This window comes from Amycolatopsis dendrobii (assembly GCF_014145675.1).
Classification (GTDB): Bacteria; Actinomycetota; Actinomycetes; order Mycobacteriales; family Pseudonocardiaceae; genus Amycolatopsis; species Amycolatopsis dendrobii.
Map to the genome: position 1 here is coordinate 1 of NZ_JACGZW010000014.1, position 18,742 is coordinate 18,742.

The window sequence follows — 18,742 nt, forward strand, 5'->3', positions numbered from 1 at the left end:
TGAGAGCTTGGTTCGTGTCCCGGCGGCCGCCCGGTTTCCCTGGCGACTTGAAGAACTTTACACGCCCTCCCAGGGCCCGAAACAGGGGGGTCCCTTAACTGCGTTCCCGCAGGTCAGAGCCCCTGTTTCGGGCCGAGGGCGGAGATCAGCCCCCGACGCGGACGCCGGCGACCGTGCGCTTGCCCTTGCGGACCACGAGCCAGCGGCCGTGGAGGGCGTCGGAAGCCGAGGGCTTCCACTCCTCGTCGGCGATCTTCACGTTGTTCACGTACGCGCCGCCCTCCTTCACGGTCCGCCGCGCCGCGCCCTTGCTGTCCACCAGTCCCCCGGCGAGCAAAAGATCGACGATCGTGGCGTCGCCGGCGGGCTCGACCTGGCCGTTCGGGACCTCGGCCATCGCCGCGTCGAGCGTCGGGCCGTCGAGGTCGGTCAGCTCGGCGCGGCCGAACAGGGCCTGGCTCGCCGCGATGACCTGGCGCGTCTGGTCCTCGCCGTGCACCAGGTTCGTGAACTCCTCGGCCAGCCGCTTCTGCGCGGCGCGCAGGTGCGGGCGTTCCTCGGTGTCCTTCGCCAGCGCGTCGATCTCCTCCCGGTCGAGGAAGGTGAACAGCCGCAGGTAGCGGAGCACGTCGGCGTCGCCGACGTTCACGAAGTACTGGTACCAGGCGTACGGCGAGGTCAGCTCCGGGTCGAGCCACACGTTGCCGCCGCCGGTGGACTTGCCGAACTTGCGGCCCTCGGCGTCGGTGACCAGCGGCGCGGTCAGCGCATGCGCGGTGCCGCCCTCGACCCGGCGGATCAGGTCCACGCCGCCGACGAGGTTGCCCCACTGGTCCGAACCGCCGACCTGCAGCTTGCAGCCGTGCTTGCGGTACAGCTCCAGGTAGTCCTGCGACTGCAGCAGCAGGTAGCTGAACTCGGTGTAGGACATGCCGTCGCCCTCGAGGCGGCGCTTGACCGTCTCCCGGTTCAGCATCACGTTCACCGAGAAGTGCTTGCCGACGTCCCGCAGGAACTCCAGCGTGTTCTGCTTCGCGGTCCAATCGAGGTTGTTCTCGACGATCGCGCCGGTCGGCGAATCGTCGAAGTCCACGAACCGCTCCAGCTGCCCGCGGATCCGCCCGGCCCAGTCGGCGACGACGTCCAGGGTGTTGAGCGTGCGCTCCCCGTTGTCGCGGGGGTCGCCGATCATCCCGGTGGCACCGCCGGCCAGCACGATCGGCCGGTGCCCGGCGCGCTGGAACCGCTTGAGCATCAGCAGCGGGACGAGGTTGCCGGCGTGCAGGCTGGGCGCGGTCGGGTCGAAGCCGCAATAGAGCGTGAGCGGGCCGCGGTCGAGTTCTGCGCGCAGGGCGTCGATGTCGGTGGATTGCGCGATCAGGCCGCGCCAGGACAACTCGTCAAGGATGTGCTCACTCACACCTGTAGATGATCCCCCACCAGGTCAAACGACTATCCCGCGGGTCGCACCTGCCGGCGTTTCCCGCCGCGGCGGTAGGTCGAGACGGCTGGTGAGCCGTCGATCCAGAACCGCCACGGCGTGTCCATCGCCATCGCGACGCCGACGCGCGGGCCGGTGCGCACGTTGTCCGCGGGCACGCGCTCGCCGGCGCGCAGCCGCACCGGCGACCCGGGATCGGTGAGATCGAGACCGTTCTGCTCGCGCGCGAGGCCCAGCACCGAGGTGAGGATGGCCGGGCCCTTGGCGAGTTCGCCGTTGCCGCGCGCGTTCGGCCGCCGCTTCCGCACGATGTCCGCGCCCTCGACGACCTCGCCGGCGCGCAGCAGCACCGCGCCCGGCTGGCCGTCCTCCGTGCCGACGACGTTCGCGCAGAAGTGCATGCCGTAGACGAAGTAGACGTAGAGGTGCCCGGCCGGACCCCACATCACCGCGTTGCGCGGGGTTTTCCCGCGATAACAATGCGAAGCGGGATCGTCGAGCCCGCGATAGGCCTCGACCTCGACGAGCCGCACTCCGATCCGGCCCTCGGGCGCGTCGGCCTCGAGGACGGCACCGAGCAGCAGCCGAGCCAGGTCGACCGGGTCCAGTGCCAGTTCTTCGCGCCGGAACAACCGGTCCACACGCACTCCCCTCGTCAGGCCGCCAGCCTAACCAGCGGCCTGCCGGCAGATCACTTCAGCCACTGCCGATGCGCCGCGACGCGCTCGACCAGGCGCTCCCGCTGCTCGGCGACCCGGTCCGGCGCGGTGCCGCCGCGAGCGTCGCGCGAACGCACCGAACCTTCGACGGTGAGGACCTCGCGCACCGCAGGAGTGAGCGCCGGGTTGATGGCCTGGAATTCCTCGTCGGTCAGTTCGTCGAGCCCGGCCCCGCGCGCCTCCGCGACCCGCACGCTCTCCCCCGCCGCCTCGTGCGCGACGCGGAACGGCACGCCCTGGCGCACCAGCCATTCGGCGATGTCGGTGGCCAGCGTGAACCCGGCCGGAGCCAGTTCGGCGAGCCGGTCGGTGTGGAAGGTGAGGGTGCCGAGCATCCCCGCGATCGCCGGGAAGAGCAGTTCGAGCTGTTCGACCGAGTCGAAGACCGGTTCCTTGTCCTCTTGCAGGTCGCGGTTGTACGCGAGCGGCTGGGCCTTGAGCGTGGCGAGCAGGCCGGTGAGGTTGCCGATCAGCCGTCCGGCCTTGCCGCGGGTCAGCTCCGCGACGTCCGGGTTCTTCTTCTGCGGCATGATCGAACTGCCGGTGGCCCACGCGTCGTCCAGCGTGACGTAGCCGAACTCGGCGGTGTTCCAGATGATCACCTCTTCGGCGATCCGCGACAGGTTCACCGCGAGCATCGCGACGGCGAACGCGAACTCGGCGACGAAATCGCGCGAGGCGGTGCCGTCGATCGAGTTCTCCACGCTGGTGTCGAAGCCCAGTTCGGCGGCCACCGCTTCCGGGTCGAGGCCGAGCGACGAACCGGCCAGCGCGCCCGAACCGTACGGCGATTCCGCGGTGCGGGCGTCCCAGTCGCGCAGGCGGGAGACGTCGCGCAGCAGCGACTGGCCGTGAGCCATCAGGTGGTGCGCGAGCAGAACCGGCTGTGCGTGCTGCAGGTGGGTGCGCCCGGGCAGGATCGCGTCCGGATGCCGGGCCGCCTGCGACACCAGCGCGTCGATCACGTCGAGCGTGCCCGCGACCACCCGGCGGGCGGCGTCGCGCAGCCACATGCGGAACAGCGTCGCGACCTGGTCGTTGCGGGAACGGCCTGCCCGCAGCTTGCCGCCCAGCTCGGCGCCGGCGCGTTCGAGCAGACCGCGTTCGAGCGCGGTGTGGACGTCCTCGTCGGCGATCGTCGGCGTGAACGCGCCGGACGCGACGTCCTGCGCCAGCGTGTCGAGCGCGTCCAGCATCCCGGCCAGTTCCGCTTCGGTGAGCAGCCCCGCCTTGCTCAGCACGCGGGCGTGCGCGCGCGATCCGGCGATGTCGTAGGGCGCCAGGCGCCAGTCGAAGTGGGTCGAGGCGCTCAGCGCCGCCATCGCCTCGGCCGGCCCGCTGGCGAACCGGCCGCCCCACAGCTGCACCGGCTGGTCTTTCCCGCTCACGTTCTGCCTCTCTCGTCCGGCGTCTCAGGACGCCTGGGTGCTCGGATGCTGGGTGTTTCCCAGCGGAGTCTGCCCGGTCGCGCGACGGTGCCGCCGTCCGACCGGGCGAAGCCGCCTCCCGGGGAGGCCGGCGACGGTCGCGCTGCCCGCGTGCAGCACCAGCCGCACCTCGCCGGACACGCGCTCCTGCGCCCGCCGGACGAACGCGTCCAGCGGCTCGCGCAGCGGAGAGAACCACAATCCGTCGTGGACCAGTTCGGCCCACCGGCGGTCGACGCCGCGTTTGAACCTCGCCAGATCACGGTCGAGCGTGACTGATTCCAGCTCCTGATGCGCGGCGACCAGAACCGCCGCGCCCGGCGCGTCGTAGCTGTCCGCCAATTCGAACCGGCCGATACCGTGCGCTCCGGCCCGGTGGCCGAGCCGCTGCACCGCCTCGGCCAGGCTGACCGTCTCGCCGTCGACCGCGACCGGCACGCCCTGCTCGAAGGTGACGACGACCTCGTCCGGCATGCCGAGGTTCACCACCGCGTCCTCGGTACAGCGGTAGCCCGACGTCGCGGCCCGGCCCCACAAAGTCCGGCTCGTCGACAGATCCTGCCCGGCTCGAACGTCGAGTCCGACGATCTCGATGTCCGGCGCGAGCGTCGCGATCATGCTGGACAACGCGTCTCCGCCGCCGTGGGCGACGGCGGACGCGCTCCGGTCCCTCGCGGTCGAGACGAGCCGGCTCGCCAGCAGCGGCCGAGCCAGCGTTTCGACCAGCGGGCGCCGGTCGAGGATCAGCGCATTCGCTTGCAGCGCAAGCAAACAGTAGCCGTTCGCGAATTCCTCGCGAACGTCCGCGACCACGATTTCGGCGGCTCCGCCGGCCGTCGCCTGCTGCCGGAGCGCGCACAAATCGACGTCGCCCGCCCCGAAATCCGCCGCGACCGCGACCACTTCGCTTTGTCCCGCAAGGAGTTCCAGCGCGGCTGCGGAGCCGTGCCCGCCCGGATAGGCGAGCACGACCCGCCGGGTCACGGCTCGGTTCCTTCCGCCGAACCTTGGGCGAGCGCGGTGAACCGCTCGGCGAGGTCTCGTCCGGTGAGCGGTTCGCGCGCGATCACCGCGACTGTGTCGTCGCCCGCGATGGACCCGACGACCTCCTCCAGCGCGGCCCGGTCGATCGCGCTCGCGAGGAACTGCGCGGCGCCCGGCGGCGTGCGCAGCACGGTGAGGTTGCCCGACGAATCCGCCGACACCAGCAGTTCGGCGAGCAGCCGGGACAGCCGCGAGGTGCCGCCCTGAACACCGCGAACCGGACTGCCGTCCTCAGGGATGACATAGACCGGCGCGCCCGAGTCGGCCCCGCGCAGCTTGATCGCGCCGAGTTCGTCGAGGTCGCGCGACAGCGTCGCCTGAGTGACGTCGATCCCCTCGGCGGCGAGCAGCCGCGCGAGCTCCGTCTGGCTGCGGATGGCCATCGTGGACACCAGCTCGGTGATCCGCGCCTGGCGCCCGACCCGGCTGCTGGTCATCGGCCGTTCTGCCCGAACAGCCAGACCAGCAGGGCCTTCTGCGCGTGCAGCCGGTTCTCCGCCTCGTCCCAGACCGCGCTGGCCGGGCCGTCGAGCACCTCGTCGGTGATCTCCCAGCCGCGGTGCGCGGGCAGGCAGTGCAGCACGATCGCCTCGTCCGCGGCGCGCTTCAGCAGCTCGGCGTTGATCTGCAGCGCGCGGAACGGGCCGACCCGGTCGAGACCGTCGTTCTCCTGGCCCATCGACGTCCAGGTGTCGGTGACCAGCACGTCCGAGCCGTCGACGGCCTCGTGCGCGTCGGTGCAGACGGTCGCGCTGCCGCCGGTTTCGGTGCCGCGCTGCTTGGCGTCGAGCATCACCTGCTGGTCGGGCTGGAACCCCTCCGGCGACACGACGCGCACGTTCATCCCGGCCGTGGTGCCGCCGAGCAGCAGCGAATGCGCCATGTTGTTGGCGCCGTCGCCGAGGTAGGTGAGCGTGAGGCCGGCGAGCTTGCCCTTGCGCTCGCGGATGGTCATCAGGTCCGTGAGCACCTGGCACGGGTGGAACTCGTCGGTGAGCGCGTTCACGATCGGGATCGACGCGACCGACGCCATCGAGTCGATGCGCTTCTGCGCGAAGGTGCGCCACACGACGGCGTCGACGTAACGGGACAGCACGCGCGAGGTGTCCTCGATGGTCTCCTCGCGGCCGAGCTGCATCGAACGGCCGTCGACGATCACCGGATGCCCGCCGAGCTGGCTGATGCCGACCTCGAACGAGAACCGGGTGCGGGTGGAGTTCTTCTCGAAGATCGCGGCCACCGTGGCGCCGGCGAGTGCCTTCGTGCCGAGCGGATCGGCCTTCAGCTGGTCGGCCAGGTCGAGCAGAGCGGCCTGCTCGGCGGGGGTGACGTCGTCGTCGCGGAGGAAGTGGCGAGGCATCAGTCGGATTCCTTCGTGGTGGTGGAGTCGAGCGCGCCCGGGAGGGCGGCGAGGAAGCCGTGCGCCTGCTGCTCGTCGAGCACGAGCGGCGGGGCGAGCCGGACCGTGTCCGGGGCGACCGGGTTGACGAGGTATCCCGCCTCCTGCGCGGCCTTCGCGACCGCCGCGGAAACCGGTTTCCGGAGGCCGATGCCGAGCAGCAGCCCCGCGCCGCGGACCCCGGACACGAGCGGGTGCCCGAGCGCCTCGGCTCCCGCGGCGAGGTCCTTGCCGAGCGCGGAGACGTGGTCGAGCAGGTCGTCCCGGACGATCGTGCGCAGTACGGCCAGCCCGGCCGCGCAGCACACCGGGTTGCCGCCGAAGGTCGTGCCGTGCTGGCCCGGCTTCAGCAGGTCGCCCGCCGCGCCGACGCCGATCACCGCGCCGAGCGGAAGCCCGCCGCCGAGGCCCTTCGCGAGCGTGATCACGTCCGGCACGATCCCGGCCTGCTGGAAGCCGAACCAGGTGCCGAGCCTGCCGATCCCGGTCTGCACCTCGTCGAGCACGAGCAGCGCGCCGGCGGCCTTGGTGATCTCGCGCGCCGCGTGCAGGTAGCCGTCCGGAGCCGGGATCACCCCGGCTTCGCCGAGCACCGGCTCCAGGAAGACCGCGGCGGTCTCGCCGTCCACGGCGGCCCGCAACGCTTCGACGTCGCCGTAGGGAACATGCGTGACGCCAGGAACCAACGGCTCGAACGCCTCGCGCTTCGACGGCTGCCCGGTGAGCGACAGCGCGCCCATGGTGCGGCCGTGGAACGCGCCCTCGGCCGCGACGATCTTGCTGCGGCCGGTGAGCCGGGTGATCTTCAGCGCGGCCTCGTTCGCCTCCGCGCCGGAGTTGACGAACAGGACTTTTCCTTGCCCGTTCAGGCCCGCGACGTCGAGCAGCGTTTCGGCGAGTTCGACCGCGACCGGGTTCACGTACAGGTTCGACGTGTGCCCCAGCTTCGAAATCTGCTCGGTGACCGCGCGCACCACCTCCGGGTGCGCGTGGCCGAGCGCGTTCACCGCGATGCCGCCGACGAGGTCGACGTACTCGGCGCCGTCCGCGTCCCACACTCGCGCGCCTTCGCCGCGCACCAGAGTCAGGCCGGGGGTTCCGTAGTTGTCCATGACGGCCGACTGCCAGTGCTGCTGGCCGTCCGCATTGGACTTGAGGGTAGTCACGCGTGCTCCGTTCCGGGAGGCGCTGCCTCGGGCAGCACCATGGTGCCGATGCCGCGCGAGGTGAAGACCTCGAGCAGCACCGAATGGGCGAGCCTGCCGTCGATGACGTGGGCGCCGCGCACGCCTCCGCGCACCGCGCGCACGCACGCCTCCATCTTCGGGATCATGCCGTTGGCCAGGCCGGGCAGCATGCGTTCGAGACGGTCGACGGGGATCCGGTCGATCAGCGACGACCGGTCCGGCCAGTTGGCGTAAAGGCCTTCGACGTCGGTGAGCACGACGAGCTTTTCCGCGCCGAGCGCCGCGGCGAGCGCGCCCGCGGCGGTGTCGGCGTTGACGTTGTGCACCACGCCGTCGACGTCGGGGGCCACCGTGGACACCACCGGGATGCGCCCGGCGTTCACGATGTCGAGCACCGCGTCCGGGTTCACCGCGGCGACCTCGCCCACGAGGCCGATGTCCACCTGCTCACCGTCCACAGTGGCCTGTTTGCGCTCGGCGGTGAACAGCCGCGCGTCCTCGCCGGAAATGCCGACCGCGTACGGGCCGTGCGCGTTGATCAGGCCGACCAGCTCGCGGCTCACCTGCCCGACCAGCACCATGCGCACTATGTCCATGGTTTCCGGCGTGGTGACGCGCAGCCCGCCCTTGAACTCCCCCGGCACGCCGAGCCGGGACAGCATCGCGCTGATCTGCGGGCCGCCGCCGTGCACGACCACCGGGTGCAGCCCGGCCAGCCGCAGGAACACCATGTCCTCGGCGAACGCGGCCTTCAGCTGATCGTCGATCATCGCGTTGCCGCCGTACTTGACCACGACGGTCGCGCCGTTGAACCGTTGCAGCCACGGCAGCGCTTCGATCAGCACCCCGGCCTTTTCGGCCGCGCTGGCGAGCCGTTCGTCCGCGGAGACGAGCCTTCCGGTATCGGTCATGACGAGTACGCGCTGTTCTCTTCGACGTACGCGTGCGAGAGGTCCGTGGTGTAGATCGTGGCCTCATCTGAACCGACGCCGAGATCCACGACGACCTCGATGGCCCGCCCGGACAGGTCGGCCGCCGACCGATCCTCAGCCGTCGTGCCGCCCGCGAACAACGTGACGCCGTTGATCGCGATCGACACCGTTTCCGGGTCGATCCGCGCCGGTGCGCGGCCTAGCGCCATCGCGATCCGGCCCCAGTTGGGGTCGGAGCCGAACAAGGCGGTCTTGACCAGGTTGTCCTCGGCGATCGTCCGAGCCACCACGATCGCGTCGGCTTCGGACGCGGCGCCCTTCACCGTGACGTCGACATCCTTGGTGGCGCCTTCGGAATCGGCGCGCAGTTGCAGCACCAGGTCGTGGCTGACCTTGGTGAGCAGTTCGGTCAGCTCGGCTTCGGTCGGCTCCACCCCGCTCGCGCCCGAGGCGAGCACGAGCACAGTGTCGTTGGTCGAGGTCCCGCCGTCCACGTCGAGCCGATCGAACGTGACGTGCGTGGCGGCGCGCAGCGCACGGTCGAGAGTTTCCTTGTCCGCCACGGCATCCGTGGTCAGCACGGACAGCATCGTCGCCAGGTTCGGCGCGAGCATCCCCGCGCCCTTGGCGAATCCGCCGACGCTCCACCCGGATTCGTGCCGGGCGAACGCCTGCTTCGGCTTGGTGTCGGTGGTCATGACGCCGGTAGCCGCGTTGAGCGCCGCTTCCGGGCCGGCGTCCAGCGCCTTGACCGCACTGTCCACACCGGACAGAACGGCGGGCATCGGCAGCCGCTCGCCGATCAGGCCGGTGGAACACACCGCGACCTCGATCGCCCCGGCGCCCAGTACTTCGGCGACCTTCTCCGCGGTGGCGTGCGTGTCCTGGAACCCGCCCGGCCCGGTGGCCGCGTTCGCCCCGCCGGAGTTGAGCACGACGGCCTTCAGCTTCTGCTGCTTCAGCACTTCCTGCGACCACAGCACCGGCGCGGCCTTGATCACGTTCCGGGTGAACACGCCCGCCGCGACGTCGAGCGGGCCGTCGTTGACGACCAGCGCGAGGTCGAGCGCGCCGGAGGCTTTGATCCCGGCGGCCACGCCCGCGGCGCGGAAACCCTTCGGTCCGGTGACGGTCACGGTGCCACTCCCACGGTGGAAAGTCCGGTGGCCTCGGGGAAACCGAGTGCCAGGTTCATCGACTGGACGGCACCGCCCGCGGTTCCCTTGGTGAGGTTGTCGATCGACGTGACGACGACCAGCCTGCCCGCGTCGGCGTCGATCCCGAGCTGGAGCTGGACGTTGTTCGAGCCGACCGTGGCGGCGGTCGTCGGCCAGGTTCCTTCGGGCAGAACCTGGACGAACGGCTCGGCGTGGTAAGCCTTCTCGTAGACCGCGCGCGCGGCGGCCTCGTCGACGTCGCCCACGAGCTGAGCGCTCGCCGTCGTGAGAATGCCGCGCGGCATCGGCGCGAGCACCGGCGTGAAGGAAACGGTCACCGGCTTGCCCGCCGCTCCGGAGAGGTTCTGCACGAACTCCGGCGTGTGCCGATGCGCCCCGGCGACGCCGTACGCACTCGCGTTGCCCATGACCTCGGACCCGAGCAGGTTCGGCTTCAGGCTCTTGCCCGCGCCGGACGTCCCCGTCACCGACACCACGGTGACCGCGGGCTCGATCAGCCCGGCCGCCAACGCGGGGGCCAACGCGAGCGACCCGCCGGTCGGGAAGCAGCCCGGAACCGCGATCCTCTTGGTCCCCACGAGCTTCTCGCGCGCGCCGGGCAGCTCAGGCATCCCGTAGGGCCACTGCCCCGCGTGCTCGCCGGAGTACCACCGTCGCCAGTCCCCCGCGTCCGCGAGCCGATGGTCGGCCCCGAGGTCGACCACGAGCACGTCCGGCCCGAGCTGCGCCGCGATCTCGGCCGAGTGGCCGTGCGGCAGAGCAAGGAACACGACGTCGTGGCCCGCGAGCGTCTCCGCGTTCGTCTCGAGCAGCACCCGCCCGGCCAGCGGAACGAGGTGCGGCTGATGCGTGCCCAGCGTCGTCCCCGCGCTGCTCGCCGCTGTGAGAGCGCCGATCTCGACCTCGGGATGGGTCAGGAGCAGGCGCAGCAGTTCGCCGCCCGCGTACCCGCTGGCACCGGCTACCGCGATCTTCACCGTCATACGAATGATTATGCACGAGCGTGCAAGCTCAAACAAAGAGGGTTTGCTCACCCTGGTCGTCCCCTCCCCAGGACTTCCGTGGATTTCGTCCGTTCTCCAGGCGTTTTCCGCCCGCCGCGGCAGGCCGGATCCGGCCTTGATCGACGCTGCGCCGACGTGGCCCGAGGCGGCAGGATCTCCGCCCTGCCGCGAGCAATGGCTCCTTGGCCCGCGCGCACGACCGCGTCACCCGGCCAGGCGGACTCGTCGGCTGCACGAACCGGCCGCACGGCTTGTTCGGGCGGCGCAGGCCGTTCGATGACCGGGCGAGCCGACCACCGGGCGAGCACCAGGTGGGCACCAGCCAGCCCGTGGGATCGACCGGTCCGTTCGAGCTCCGAAGCCAGCCGAGCCGCCCAGCACCGACCACCGTTCGGCTTCCCTGGACCACTCGGCAACGCGGATCGTCCGGCCGCCCGAAACCCGCCTCTGTCAACCAGTCCGACCAGCTCGCATACCGCCTGCCTGACATCTGAGCCACCGGTCCTGCACACACGCCACTAGTTCAGCGCGCGCCGCTAGCCCCGCAGCTCAAGCCGCAAGTCCCGCACGTACGCCACCGGCCCGCGCACGCCGCCCGCCCGGAACCCAAACCCCGGCCCAGCACGCACGCCACCAGCCTCGCGCACGCCGTCTGCTCAGGGGTCCAAGCCGCAAGTCCGAACCCGCCGCTCGTCCCGGAGCCAAGCCTCGAGCCCCGTACACACGCCGCTCGCCCTGGAAACCCCATGCCGCAGGTCCCGCACGCCATTAAGCCCACACACGCCGCCCGCTCCAAGACCCAAGCCGCCAGTCCGGCACCTGCCGCTCGCCCGGATCCCAAGCCCCGGTCCGACAGGCAGCCACCGCCACGCCGGGCCCGCCTCGGCATGCGAACCCGGCGGGCACTCGTCAGTCCGCTCCTTCCTCCGCTTCGCGGAGACTCGGCGGCGTCGGCAGATGATTTCCCGGATGCTCCGGATCGCAGCCAACCCTCGGCAAACGCGCCCGGATACCGCCGGGCGTCCGCGCGAAATGGCGGGCCAGGGCGGTCACCGAGTCCCCGGCGAGCCAGCGGGCTTCCAGGTCCGCGTCCATCTCGTCGGTCCACGGCCTGCCCTGCTGGGCCGGGCGTCCGCGCGATCTTCGCCGCGCGCCGCCGCCCGCGAAGGTGCGCAGGCTCGTGTCGAGCAGCTCCGCGACAGTCGCCACGGACGTCACGTCGAGTTCGAGCCTGCCCTCGACGACGGGTTCGCCGTCCGGCCGTTCGCCGCCGACCGTGACGGTGACTCGCTCGGGCTCGCCGTCCTCGCTGCGGGTGACGACGGCGACTTGGTACTGGACATCTCCTGACCGGACCTCGGTCCGGTGCTCCTGAATGATCGTCATGGCCGCGAAGGTATCCGCCACCCCCGACAATTTTCGATCACTTAATGCGATCGGGTGACTGCGTTCCGAAATTGTCAGACCCCCGCCGTAGCGTCCCCGGCGACCCGAAAAACAACCGAGGGGGTTCGGTGGACCAGCGGAAAAGAACAATGCCCCGGCCTGGCAGACCAGACCGGGGCACCGCGAAGAACGACTCAGAAGCGCAGCAACCCGGCAAGCAGGCTCTGCTTCTCCTCCGCCGCGGCCTTCGCCGCGGCATCGGCCTTCTGCTGTGCGCCGGAGGCGACCGGAGACGGAACCGGCTGCGGCACCGCGGCACACTGGACGTCGGACCGGTCGTCTCGCACCCGCTTCGGCAAGGCGCCGGTGGCGAGGTAGTCGGCGACCTTGTCGTCCACGCACGAAACCCCGGACAGCGATCCGGCGTGCGTCGTCCCGCCGGGCGCGCTGACGAGGCTCGAACGCGGGTAGCGCTTGCGCACTTCGAGGCTGCCCGAGTACGGCGTGGCCGCGTCGAGTTCCTCGCTGATCAGCAGCGCACCGCTCGCCTTCGACCCGTCGATGTCCACCGGCTTGCCCGGCTTAGCGGGCCAGTTCAGGCAGGTCGCGTTGTACCAGGTGTTGCTCCAGGTCTCGAAAGGCGCGCGGGTGTGGGTGGCCCAGGCGTCGCGGCGCCAGCGGTCCCAGTCCTGCGGCCACTGCGCATCGGTGCACTGCACCGCGTTGTAAACCGCGTAGCCGTTGTCGTCGCCGGGCGCGTTCGACTTGTCGTACAACGCTTTCAGCGTCTGCCAGTCGCCCCGGTGCACCCATCCGTCGAACGCCTTGGCCATGTCTTCCCAGCCGAACACGTAGTAGCCGGCCTGGAGGAAGACGTCGGTCCACTCGTCGCCGCCGATCACGCCGCCCGCCGGGGCGCGGTCGAGCTTCCGCTGCTGCGCGTACCAGAGCTGCTCGACGGCCGAGCCGGTCTTGCCGAGGTGGTAGACGTTGTCGTACTTCGCGAGCCAGTCGAAGTAGATCTTGATGTTGCGGTCGAAGGCGACGTCCTGGTCCAGGTTGGCGTCGTACCAGACCTTGCGCGGGTCGACGTTCCCGTCGAGCACCATCCGGCGCATGCGGTCCGGGTACAGCGTGCTGTACACCTGCCCGAGGTACGTGCCGTACGAGAAGCCGTAGTAGTTGATCTGCTTTTGGCCCAGCGCCTTGCGGAGGCTTTCCATGTCCTGCGCGACGTCAGTGGTCTTGATGTGTTCGAGCAGCGGGCCGTTCTTCGCGCAGGCCTCGGCGTAGCCCTTCGTACGTGCCCGCCAGGCGGTCTCCGGTTGCGGGGTCTTCGGCACGTAAGCCGGACGGGCAGGAGCGAAGTAGTTCCCGTCGCACGTGAGAGCCGGTTTGCTGGAGCCGACGCCGCGGGGATCGAAGCCGATCCAGTCGTAGCTGTCGCCGGCGTGTTTGGGCACGTTCCGGCCCAGCACCGAAAGGCCGAGCCCCGAACCTCCCGGCCCGCCCGGGTTCACCAGCAGCACGCCCTGGAACTTCGCGGTCTTGTGCTTCACCCGGGAGACGGCGATCTGCACCGTCTCGCCCGACGGCTGCGCGTAATCCATCGGGACCGCCAGGAATCCGCATTCGGCTCCCGCCTTGGCGAGGCCTGGTGCGGAACACGGTCCCCACTTGATCGGCGGCGGTGCGTAGCCCGGCCCGTCGGGCTGCACCGCGGTGGCGGCGGGTGCGACAGCCAGCGTTCCGGCCGCGACAGCGGCGGCGGCCAGCGCGGTGACGATTTTCCTCACAGTGGTCCTTTGCGTCCGACGGCAACCAGGGCTCGTCGAAGCTACCGGCTGCACGGCAGAATCTCGTTTCCCGACACGAGCCGTGCTGTCCCCCGATCGTCGGGATCCGAGACGACGGAGGTGGCCCTCGATGGATGCGGGCAAAGCGTTGATCACGGCGGTGCGAACCGGGCTGGCCGAGCTGGCGGACCCGGTCAAAGCACCGGAAATGCAGGCGTACATGAAGTCCGCGATGCCGTTTCGCGGGGTGCCGAAACCGCCGCGCGGCAAGCTCATGAAGACGGTCCTGGCCAAGTATGTTCTGCCCGATCGGGTGACGTACACCGAGACCGTGCTCGCGTTGTGGCGGCAAGCGGAGTACCGCGAGGAGCGGTACGCGGCGATCGATCTCTCCGGGCACCGCGCCTATCGGCAGTGGCAGGACCCGGAACTGCTGGACATGTACGACGAGCTGATCGTCACCGGGGCGTGGTGGGACCACGTCGACGAGGTCGCGATCCGCCGGGTCGGGCCGATCCTGCGCGAGCACCGGGCGGCGGTCACGCCCGTTCTGCGCCGCTGGATGACAGACGCTGATCGCTGGCGCCGGCGAACGGCGGTGATCTGTCAGGTCAGCGCGAAGGGCGAGGTGGACCAGAAGCTGCTCGCCGACGCGATCGAGGCGAACCTCGACGATCGGGATTTCTTTCTGCGCAAGGGAATCGGCTGGGCGTTGCGGGATCATGCCCGTGCCGAACCGGAGTGGGTCCGCGCGTTCGTCCGGGCGCACCCGGGGCTGTCCCCGCTGTCCGCACGGGAGGCGACGAAGCACCTCAGGTGAAGCGGAACCGTTCGAGCAAAAGGAAAGGAGGGTGCCATGACACCAGCGCTCCCCCGCCCCGGCTGACCGGCCGGTGGCCGGAGCGCGGGGCGGGGACAGCGTCGGATCAGGCGCGGAGCGTCGCTCCGAAGCGCTCGCCAGCGGCGGCGACCGCGGCGTCGCGGGCCTTGGTGGCCTCGTCGACGGTCAAGGTGCGGTCCGCGGCGCGGAAGCGGAGCTTGTACGCCAGGGAACGCTTGCCTTCGCCGAGCTGCTCGCCGGCGTAGACGTCGAAGAGAGTGATCTCCTCGAGCAGTTCGCCCGCACCTTCGCGGAGCACGTCGGCGAGGTCGGCGGACGGGACGTCCGTGCCGGCGACCAGAGCGACGTCCAGCAGCACCGGCGGGTAGGCCGAGATGCTGGGCGCCGGACGGGAGTCGGGCAGCGGGATCGCGTCCAGGTCGAGTTCCATGGCGACCGTGCGCGGCGGCAGGCCGAGGGCCTCGACGACCTTCGGGTGCAGTTCGCCCGCGTGGCCGACCGGCCAGTCGCCCACGCGCAGCTGGGCGCAGCGGCCCGGGTGCCACGGCAGCAGGTCGGCGGCCTGCACGGTGAGCTGCACGCCGGCGGCCTCGGCCACGAGACGTGCGGCCTGCACGGCGTCGGCCCAGCCCGCCTGCTCGCCCTTGCCCCACCAGCCGGCGCGCGGGCGCTGGCCGCTGAGGACGACGGCGACGTGCACCGGCTGCGCGGGCACGGCGGCCTCCAGCACGGCGAGGTCCTCGTCGCTCGGGCGGTGCTCGACGCCGAGGTCCGGGACCTTGAGCTGGTTCGGCTTCGGCAGCACGACCTGGCCGACGTGGAACAGCGACACGTCCTTCAGGCCGCGGGAAACGTTGCGCTGCAACGTCTCCAGCAGGCCGGGCAGGAGGGTGGTCGCCATCCGGTCGTGGTCGGCTTCGAGCGGGTTCTGCACGCGCACCGTCGTGCGGCGGATGTCGTCCTCGGGAAGGCCGAAGGCGTCCCACACCGCGTCGCCGATGAACGGGAACGGGCGCACCTCGACGTAGCCGGCCTCGGCGAGCGCGCCGGACACCGCGCGGCGGCGGCGCTGGGCGTCGGTGAGACCGCGGCCGGCGGGCGCGGCGGGCAGGACCGACGGGATGCTGTCGTAGCCCTCGAGCCGCAGGACCTCCTCGACGAGGTCGGCGGGCTGCACGAGATCGCCGCGCCAGCTCGGCGGGGTCGCGGTGACCAGGCCGACGCCCTGGTCGCTCGTGCTGAGCTGGACCTTGCAGCCGATCTGGCCGAGCCGCCGCACCGTGACGCCGCGTTCGTAACGGACGCCGGCGACCTGGTCGGGCAGGTTGATCGGCATGGTCACCGGTGCGTGCGGCGCGACGCCGCCGACATCGGTGCGGCCCGGGCGGATCGCGCCGTCGCCGTACTGGCGCAGCAGCCGTGCGGCGAGTTCCACCGCGGCCGCGCACAGCGCCGGGTCGGTGTAGCGCTCGAAGCGCTTCGCCGCCTCGGAGAACAGCTTGTGCCGGCGCGCGGTGCGGCTGATCGACGCCGGGTTCCAGTGCGCCGCTTCGAGAAGCACGTCAGTGCTCTCCGGCGTGATCTCCGTGCTGGCGCCGCCCATCGTGCCGGCGAGGGAGATGACGCCGCTGTCGTCGGCGATCACGATGTCGTCCGCGTCGAGGGTGCGCTCGACGTCGTCGAGGGTGGTGAGCTTCTCCCCCGCCTTCGCGCGGCGGACCACCAGGTCGCCCTGGATGGAGCCGGTCGCGAACGCGTGCAGCGGGTGGCCGAGTTCGAGCATCACGTAGTTGGTGACGTCGACCGCGAGGGAGATGGACCGGATGCCGGCCAGCATCAGCCTGCGGCGGATCCGCCACGGCGTCGGCGCGGTCGCGTCGAGACCGGTGACGCGGCGCAGCACGAACCGCGGGCAGCCCTCGGGGTCCTCGACCCGGACCGGCCACGCCTCGCCCTCGGCTTCCGGGAAGTTGTCGAGCATCGCCGGGTCGCCGAACGGCACGTCGAGCGCGTTCGACAGTTCGCGCGCCAGGCCGCGGATCGACAGCGCGTAGCCGCGATCCGGCGTCGGCGTGACCTCGATGACGGTGTCGTCGAGGCCGAGCAGGTCCTTCGCGTCGTCGCCGGGGCTCGCCGTGCCCGGCGGGAGCACGAGGATGCCGCTGTGGTCGTCGCCGAGGCCGAGTTCGGCCGCCGAGCAGATCATGCCGTCGCTGACCTTGCCGTAGGTCTTGCGAGCGGCGATCTCGAAGTCGCCCGGCAGGACCACGCCGGGCAGCGCGACCACGACGAGGTCGCCCTCGGCGAAGTTGCTCGCGCCGCACACGATGCCGCGCGTCTTGATGCCGTGCGGGCCCTCGTTCTCGAGCGGGCCGTCGTCCTCGTCGTCGTCCTCTTCGGACAGTTCCGCGTCGTCGGGCTCCGGGTCGGGTTCCTCGCCGACCTCGACGCGGCAGAACCGCACCGGCTTCTTGAAGCCGGTCAGCTCCTCGATCTCCGCGACGCGGCCGACCACGAGCGGGCCGGTCACCGGGCCGAGCTCGCTCAGCTCGTCGACCTCGATCCCGATCCGCACGAAGGCGTCGGCCAGGTCCTGCGGCGTGACGTCGGCATCCACCTCGAGATGCTCGGTCAGCCAGCTCACCGGGACTCGCACTACGCCTCCGTTCCGAAGGGAAGGGTGAACCGGACGTCGCCTTCGACCATGTCGCGCATGTCCGGGATGCCGTTGCGGAACTGCAGGGTCCGCTCGATGCCCATGCCGAACGCGAAGCCGGAGTACACCTCGGGGTCGACGCCGCACGCGCGCAGGACGTTCGGGTTGACCATGCCGCAGCCGCCCCATTCGACCCAGCCGGGACCGCCCTTCTTCTCCTCGAACCAGACGTCGACCTCCGCCGACGGCTCAGTGAACGGGAAGAAGTGCGGGCGCAGCCGCGTGGTGGAGCTCTCGCCAAACATCGCGCGGGCGAACGCGTCGAGCGTGCCCTTGAGGTGCGCCATGGTGAGGCCCTTGTCGACGGCGAGGCCCTCGACCTGGGTGAACACCGGCGTGTGCGTGGAGTCGAGCTCGTCGGTGCGGTAGGTGCGGCCCGGGCACACGACGTACACCGGCAGGTCGCGGTGCAGCAGGCTGCGGGCCTGCACCGGCGAGGTGTGCGTGCGCAGCACCAGGCCGGAGCCTTCCTCGCCGACGTAGAACGTGTCCTGCAGCTGGCGCGCCGGGTGGTCCTTGCCGAAGTTGAGCGCGTCGAAGTTGAACCACTCCGCCTCGAGCTCGGGGCCTTCGGCGACCTCGTAGCCCATGGCGACGAAGACGTCGGCGATGCGCTCGGACAGCGTGCTGATCGGGTGCCGGGCGCCGCGCGGGACCTGGTCCCACGGCAGCGTGACGTCGACGGCCTCCTCGCGAAGCACGCGCTCGTCGCGCTCGGCCTGCAGCGCCGCACGCCGCGCGTCGAACGCGGACTGCACCGCCTGGCGGGCCTCGTTGACGCGCTTGCCCGCGTCGGCTTTCTCCTGCTTCGGCAGCGCGGCGATTTCCCGGCGCGCGAGCAGCACCGGCGACTGGTCCCCAAGGTGGGCCGGTTTGACGGCGGCGAGCGCGTCCAGGTCGGCCGCGCCGGCGAAGGCGTCCTCAGCCGCCTTGATCGCCGCGCGCAGGGTCTCCGGTGCGAGCACGTCGACCGGCTGTTCTGTGGCTCCGGACATGACTCCTCGGCGTCCGCTGGGACTGGTGTTGTCGGCGGCACGCGGGCATGCCGCCGCACGTGCACATCGGGCAGCTCAGTCTAGGGGATCGGGCGCCGGGCCCGGCCGCTCACCCTCCGCTTCCGGAGCGGCCGCGCCGGATCCGCCCCGTGATCACGACGGACCGTCGCACGGGACCCGAACGGAGGTCAGCGAATCAGGTGAGACCCACCCCTCGACCGGCTTGCCCCGGCCGCCCTCCCGGGTGGCTGCGGAGCGGCTCGGTCGGGCGGGGTTCCGGGAGTGATCCGCGCCGCGAATAGGAAGAGCGAGGCTGCCGGTCCGGAAGCGCGGCGCGGCTTGCGTCCGATCGTCGAGGCGTAGCTGGCGATGCGGCTCGGTGCCGCGACCGAGCGCTCAGCAGTTCCCGGCAGAAGGCGCTTGGCAGGTTTCGACAGAAGACGCTTGTCTGGTTCCCGGCAGAAGACGCAGAGGGCTGCAGCGATGGCGAGCACGGCCGCAACGCCCCGGGGAGCATCGGCAGCGACGCGGCAGCCTCGCGGAGAACAGGACGCGCCAGCCAGGCGGGAAGGCGCAGAGTCGTGGAGAGCAGACGGTGCACAGGTCCCGGAGACAGCACGGCAGCTGACGACGTGGCAGGTACCGGCAAGGCTCTCGCACGCGGAGCGTGCGGCGAG

15 protein-coding genes are annotated in these 18,742 nt (G+C 71.1%); 1 reads left to right on the forward strand and 14 read right to left on the reverse strand.

What is annotated here, in order from left to right:
• Positions 1–145: 145 nt before the first annotated feature.
• From tyrS to H4281_RS35415, 12 genes are all read right to left on the reverse strand, one after another.
• Positions 146–1,420: a tyrosine--tRNA ligase gene (gene tyrS, locus H4281_RS35360; protein ID WP_182895229.1), complete on the reverse strand. Its 1,275-nt coding sequence runs from the start codon at positions 1,418–1,420 to the stop codon at positions 146–148.
• 32 nt (positions 1,421–1,452) lie between these two features.
• A complete protein-coding gene (locus H4281_RS35365; RefSeq protein ID WP_182895230.1) occupies positions 1,453–2,088 on the reverse strand; it encodes a DNA-3-methyladenine glycosylase in 636 nt (211 codons plus the stop codon).
• Positions 2,089–2,132: 44 nt separating this feature from the next.
• On the reverse strand, positions 2,133–3,548 hold the full coding sequence (gene argH / locus H4281_RS35370) for an argininosuccinate lyase (protein ID WP_182895231.1): 1,416 nt from the start codon (positions 3,546–3,548) through the stop codon (positions 2,133–2,135).
• Positions 3,549–3,572: 24 nt separating this feature from the next.
• On the reverse strand, positions 3,573–4,571 hold the full coding sequence (locus H4281_RS46680; protein ID WP_182895232.1) for an argininosuccinate synthase domain-containing protein: 999 nt from the start codon (positions 4,569–4,571) through the stop codon (positions 3,573–3,575).
• Positions 4,568–5,068, reverse strand: coding sequence for an arginine repressor (locus H4281_RS35380; protein WP_182895233.1), 501 nt, complete (start codon positions 5,066–5,068; stop codon positions 4,568–4,570). Before H4281_RS35380 ends, H4281_RS46680 begins: the two co-directional genes overlap by 4 nt.
• Positions 5,065–5,991, reverse strand: a complete 927-nt coding sequence (gene argF, locus H4281_RS35385; RefSeq protein WP_182895234.1) for an ornithine carbamoyltransferase — start codon at positions 5,989–5,991, stop codon at positions 5,065–5,067. Before argF ends, H4281_RS35380 begins: the two co-directional genes overlap by 4 nt.
• Entirely contained in the window at positions 5,991–7,196 is a 1,206-nt protein-coding gene (locus tag H4281_RS35390) for an acetylornithine transaminase (protein WP_182895235.1), read from the reverse strand. Before H4281_RS35390 ends, argF begins: the two co-directional genes overlap by 1 nt.
• Positions 7,193–8,128: an acetylglutamate kinase gene (gene argB, locus H4281_RS35395; RefSeq protein ID WP_182895236.1), complete on the reverse strand. Its 936-nt coding sequence runs from the start codon at positions 8,126–8,128 to the stop codon at positions 7,193–7,195. Before argB ends, H4281_RS35390 begins: the two co-directional genes overlap by 4 nt.
• A complete protein-coding gene (argJ, locus tag H4281_RS35400; RefSeq protein ID WP_182895237.1) occupies positions 8,125–9,285 on the reverse strand; it encodes a bifunctional glutamate N-acetyltransferase/amino-acid acetyltransferase ArgJ in 1,161 nt (386 codons plus the stop codon). Before argJ ends, argB begins: the two co-directional genes overlap by 4 nt.
• The gene (gene argC, locus H4281_RS35405; RefSeq protein WP_182895238.1) at positions 9,282–10,310 is read right to left on the reverse strand and encodes an N-acetyl-gamma-glutamyl-phosphate reductase; all 1,029 of its coding nucleotides are present in this window, start codon (positions 10,308–10,310) and stop codon (positions 9,282–9,284) included. Before argC ends, argJ begins: the two co-directional genes overlap by 4 nt.
• Positions 10,311–11,240: 930 nt before the next feature.
• A complete protein-coding gene (locus tag H4281_RS35410; RefSeq protein ID WP_182895239.1) occupies positions 11,241–11,717 on the reverse strand; it encodes a helix-turn-helix domain containing protein in 477 nt (158 codons plus the stop codon).
• Positions 11,718–11,911: 194 nt separating this feature from the next.
• Entirely contained in the window at positions 11,912–13,513 is a 1,602-nt protein-coding gene (locus H4281_RS35415; RefSeq protein WP_182895240.1) for an alpha/beta hydrolase, read from the reverse strand.
• A gap of 130 nt (positions 13,514–13,643) precedes the next feature.
• Between H4281_RS35415 and H4281_RS35420 the strand changes: the two genes are divergently transcribed.
• Positions 13,644–14,333: a DNA alkylation repair protein gene (locus H4281_RS35420; RefSeq protein ID WP_182895241.1), complete on the forward strand. Its 690-nt coding sequence runs from the start codon at positions 13,644–13,646 to the stop codon at positions 14,331–14,333.
• Between the two features lie 106 nt (positions 14,334–14,439).
• Here H4281_RS35420 and pheT read toward each other — a convergent pair whose 3' ends face one another.
• The gene (gene pheT / locus H4281_RS35425) at positions 14,440–17,010 is read right to left on the reverse strand and encodes a phenylalanine--tRNA ligase subunit beta (RefSeq protein WP_182895242.1); all 2,571 of its coding nucleotides are present in this window, start codon (positions 17,008–17,010) and stop codon (positions 14,440–14,442) included.
• On the reverse strand, positions 17,010–18,065 hold the full coding sequence (gene pheS, locus H4281_RS35430; RefSeq protein WP_043828483.1) for a phenylalanine--tRNA ligase subunit alpha: 1,056 nt from the start codon (positions 18,063–18,065) through the stop codon (positions 17,010–17,012). Before pheS ends, pheT begins: the two co-directional genes overlap by 1 nt.
• Positions 18,066–18,742 lie beyond the last annotated feature (677 nt).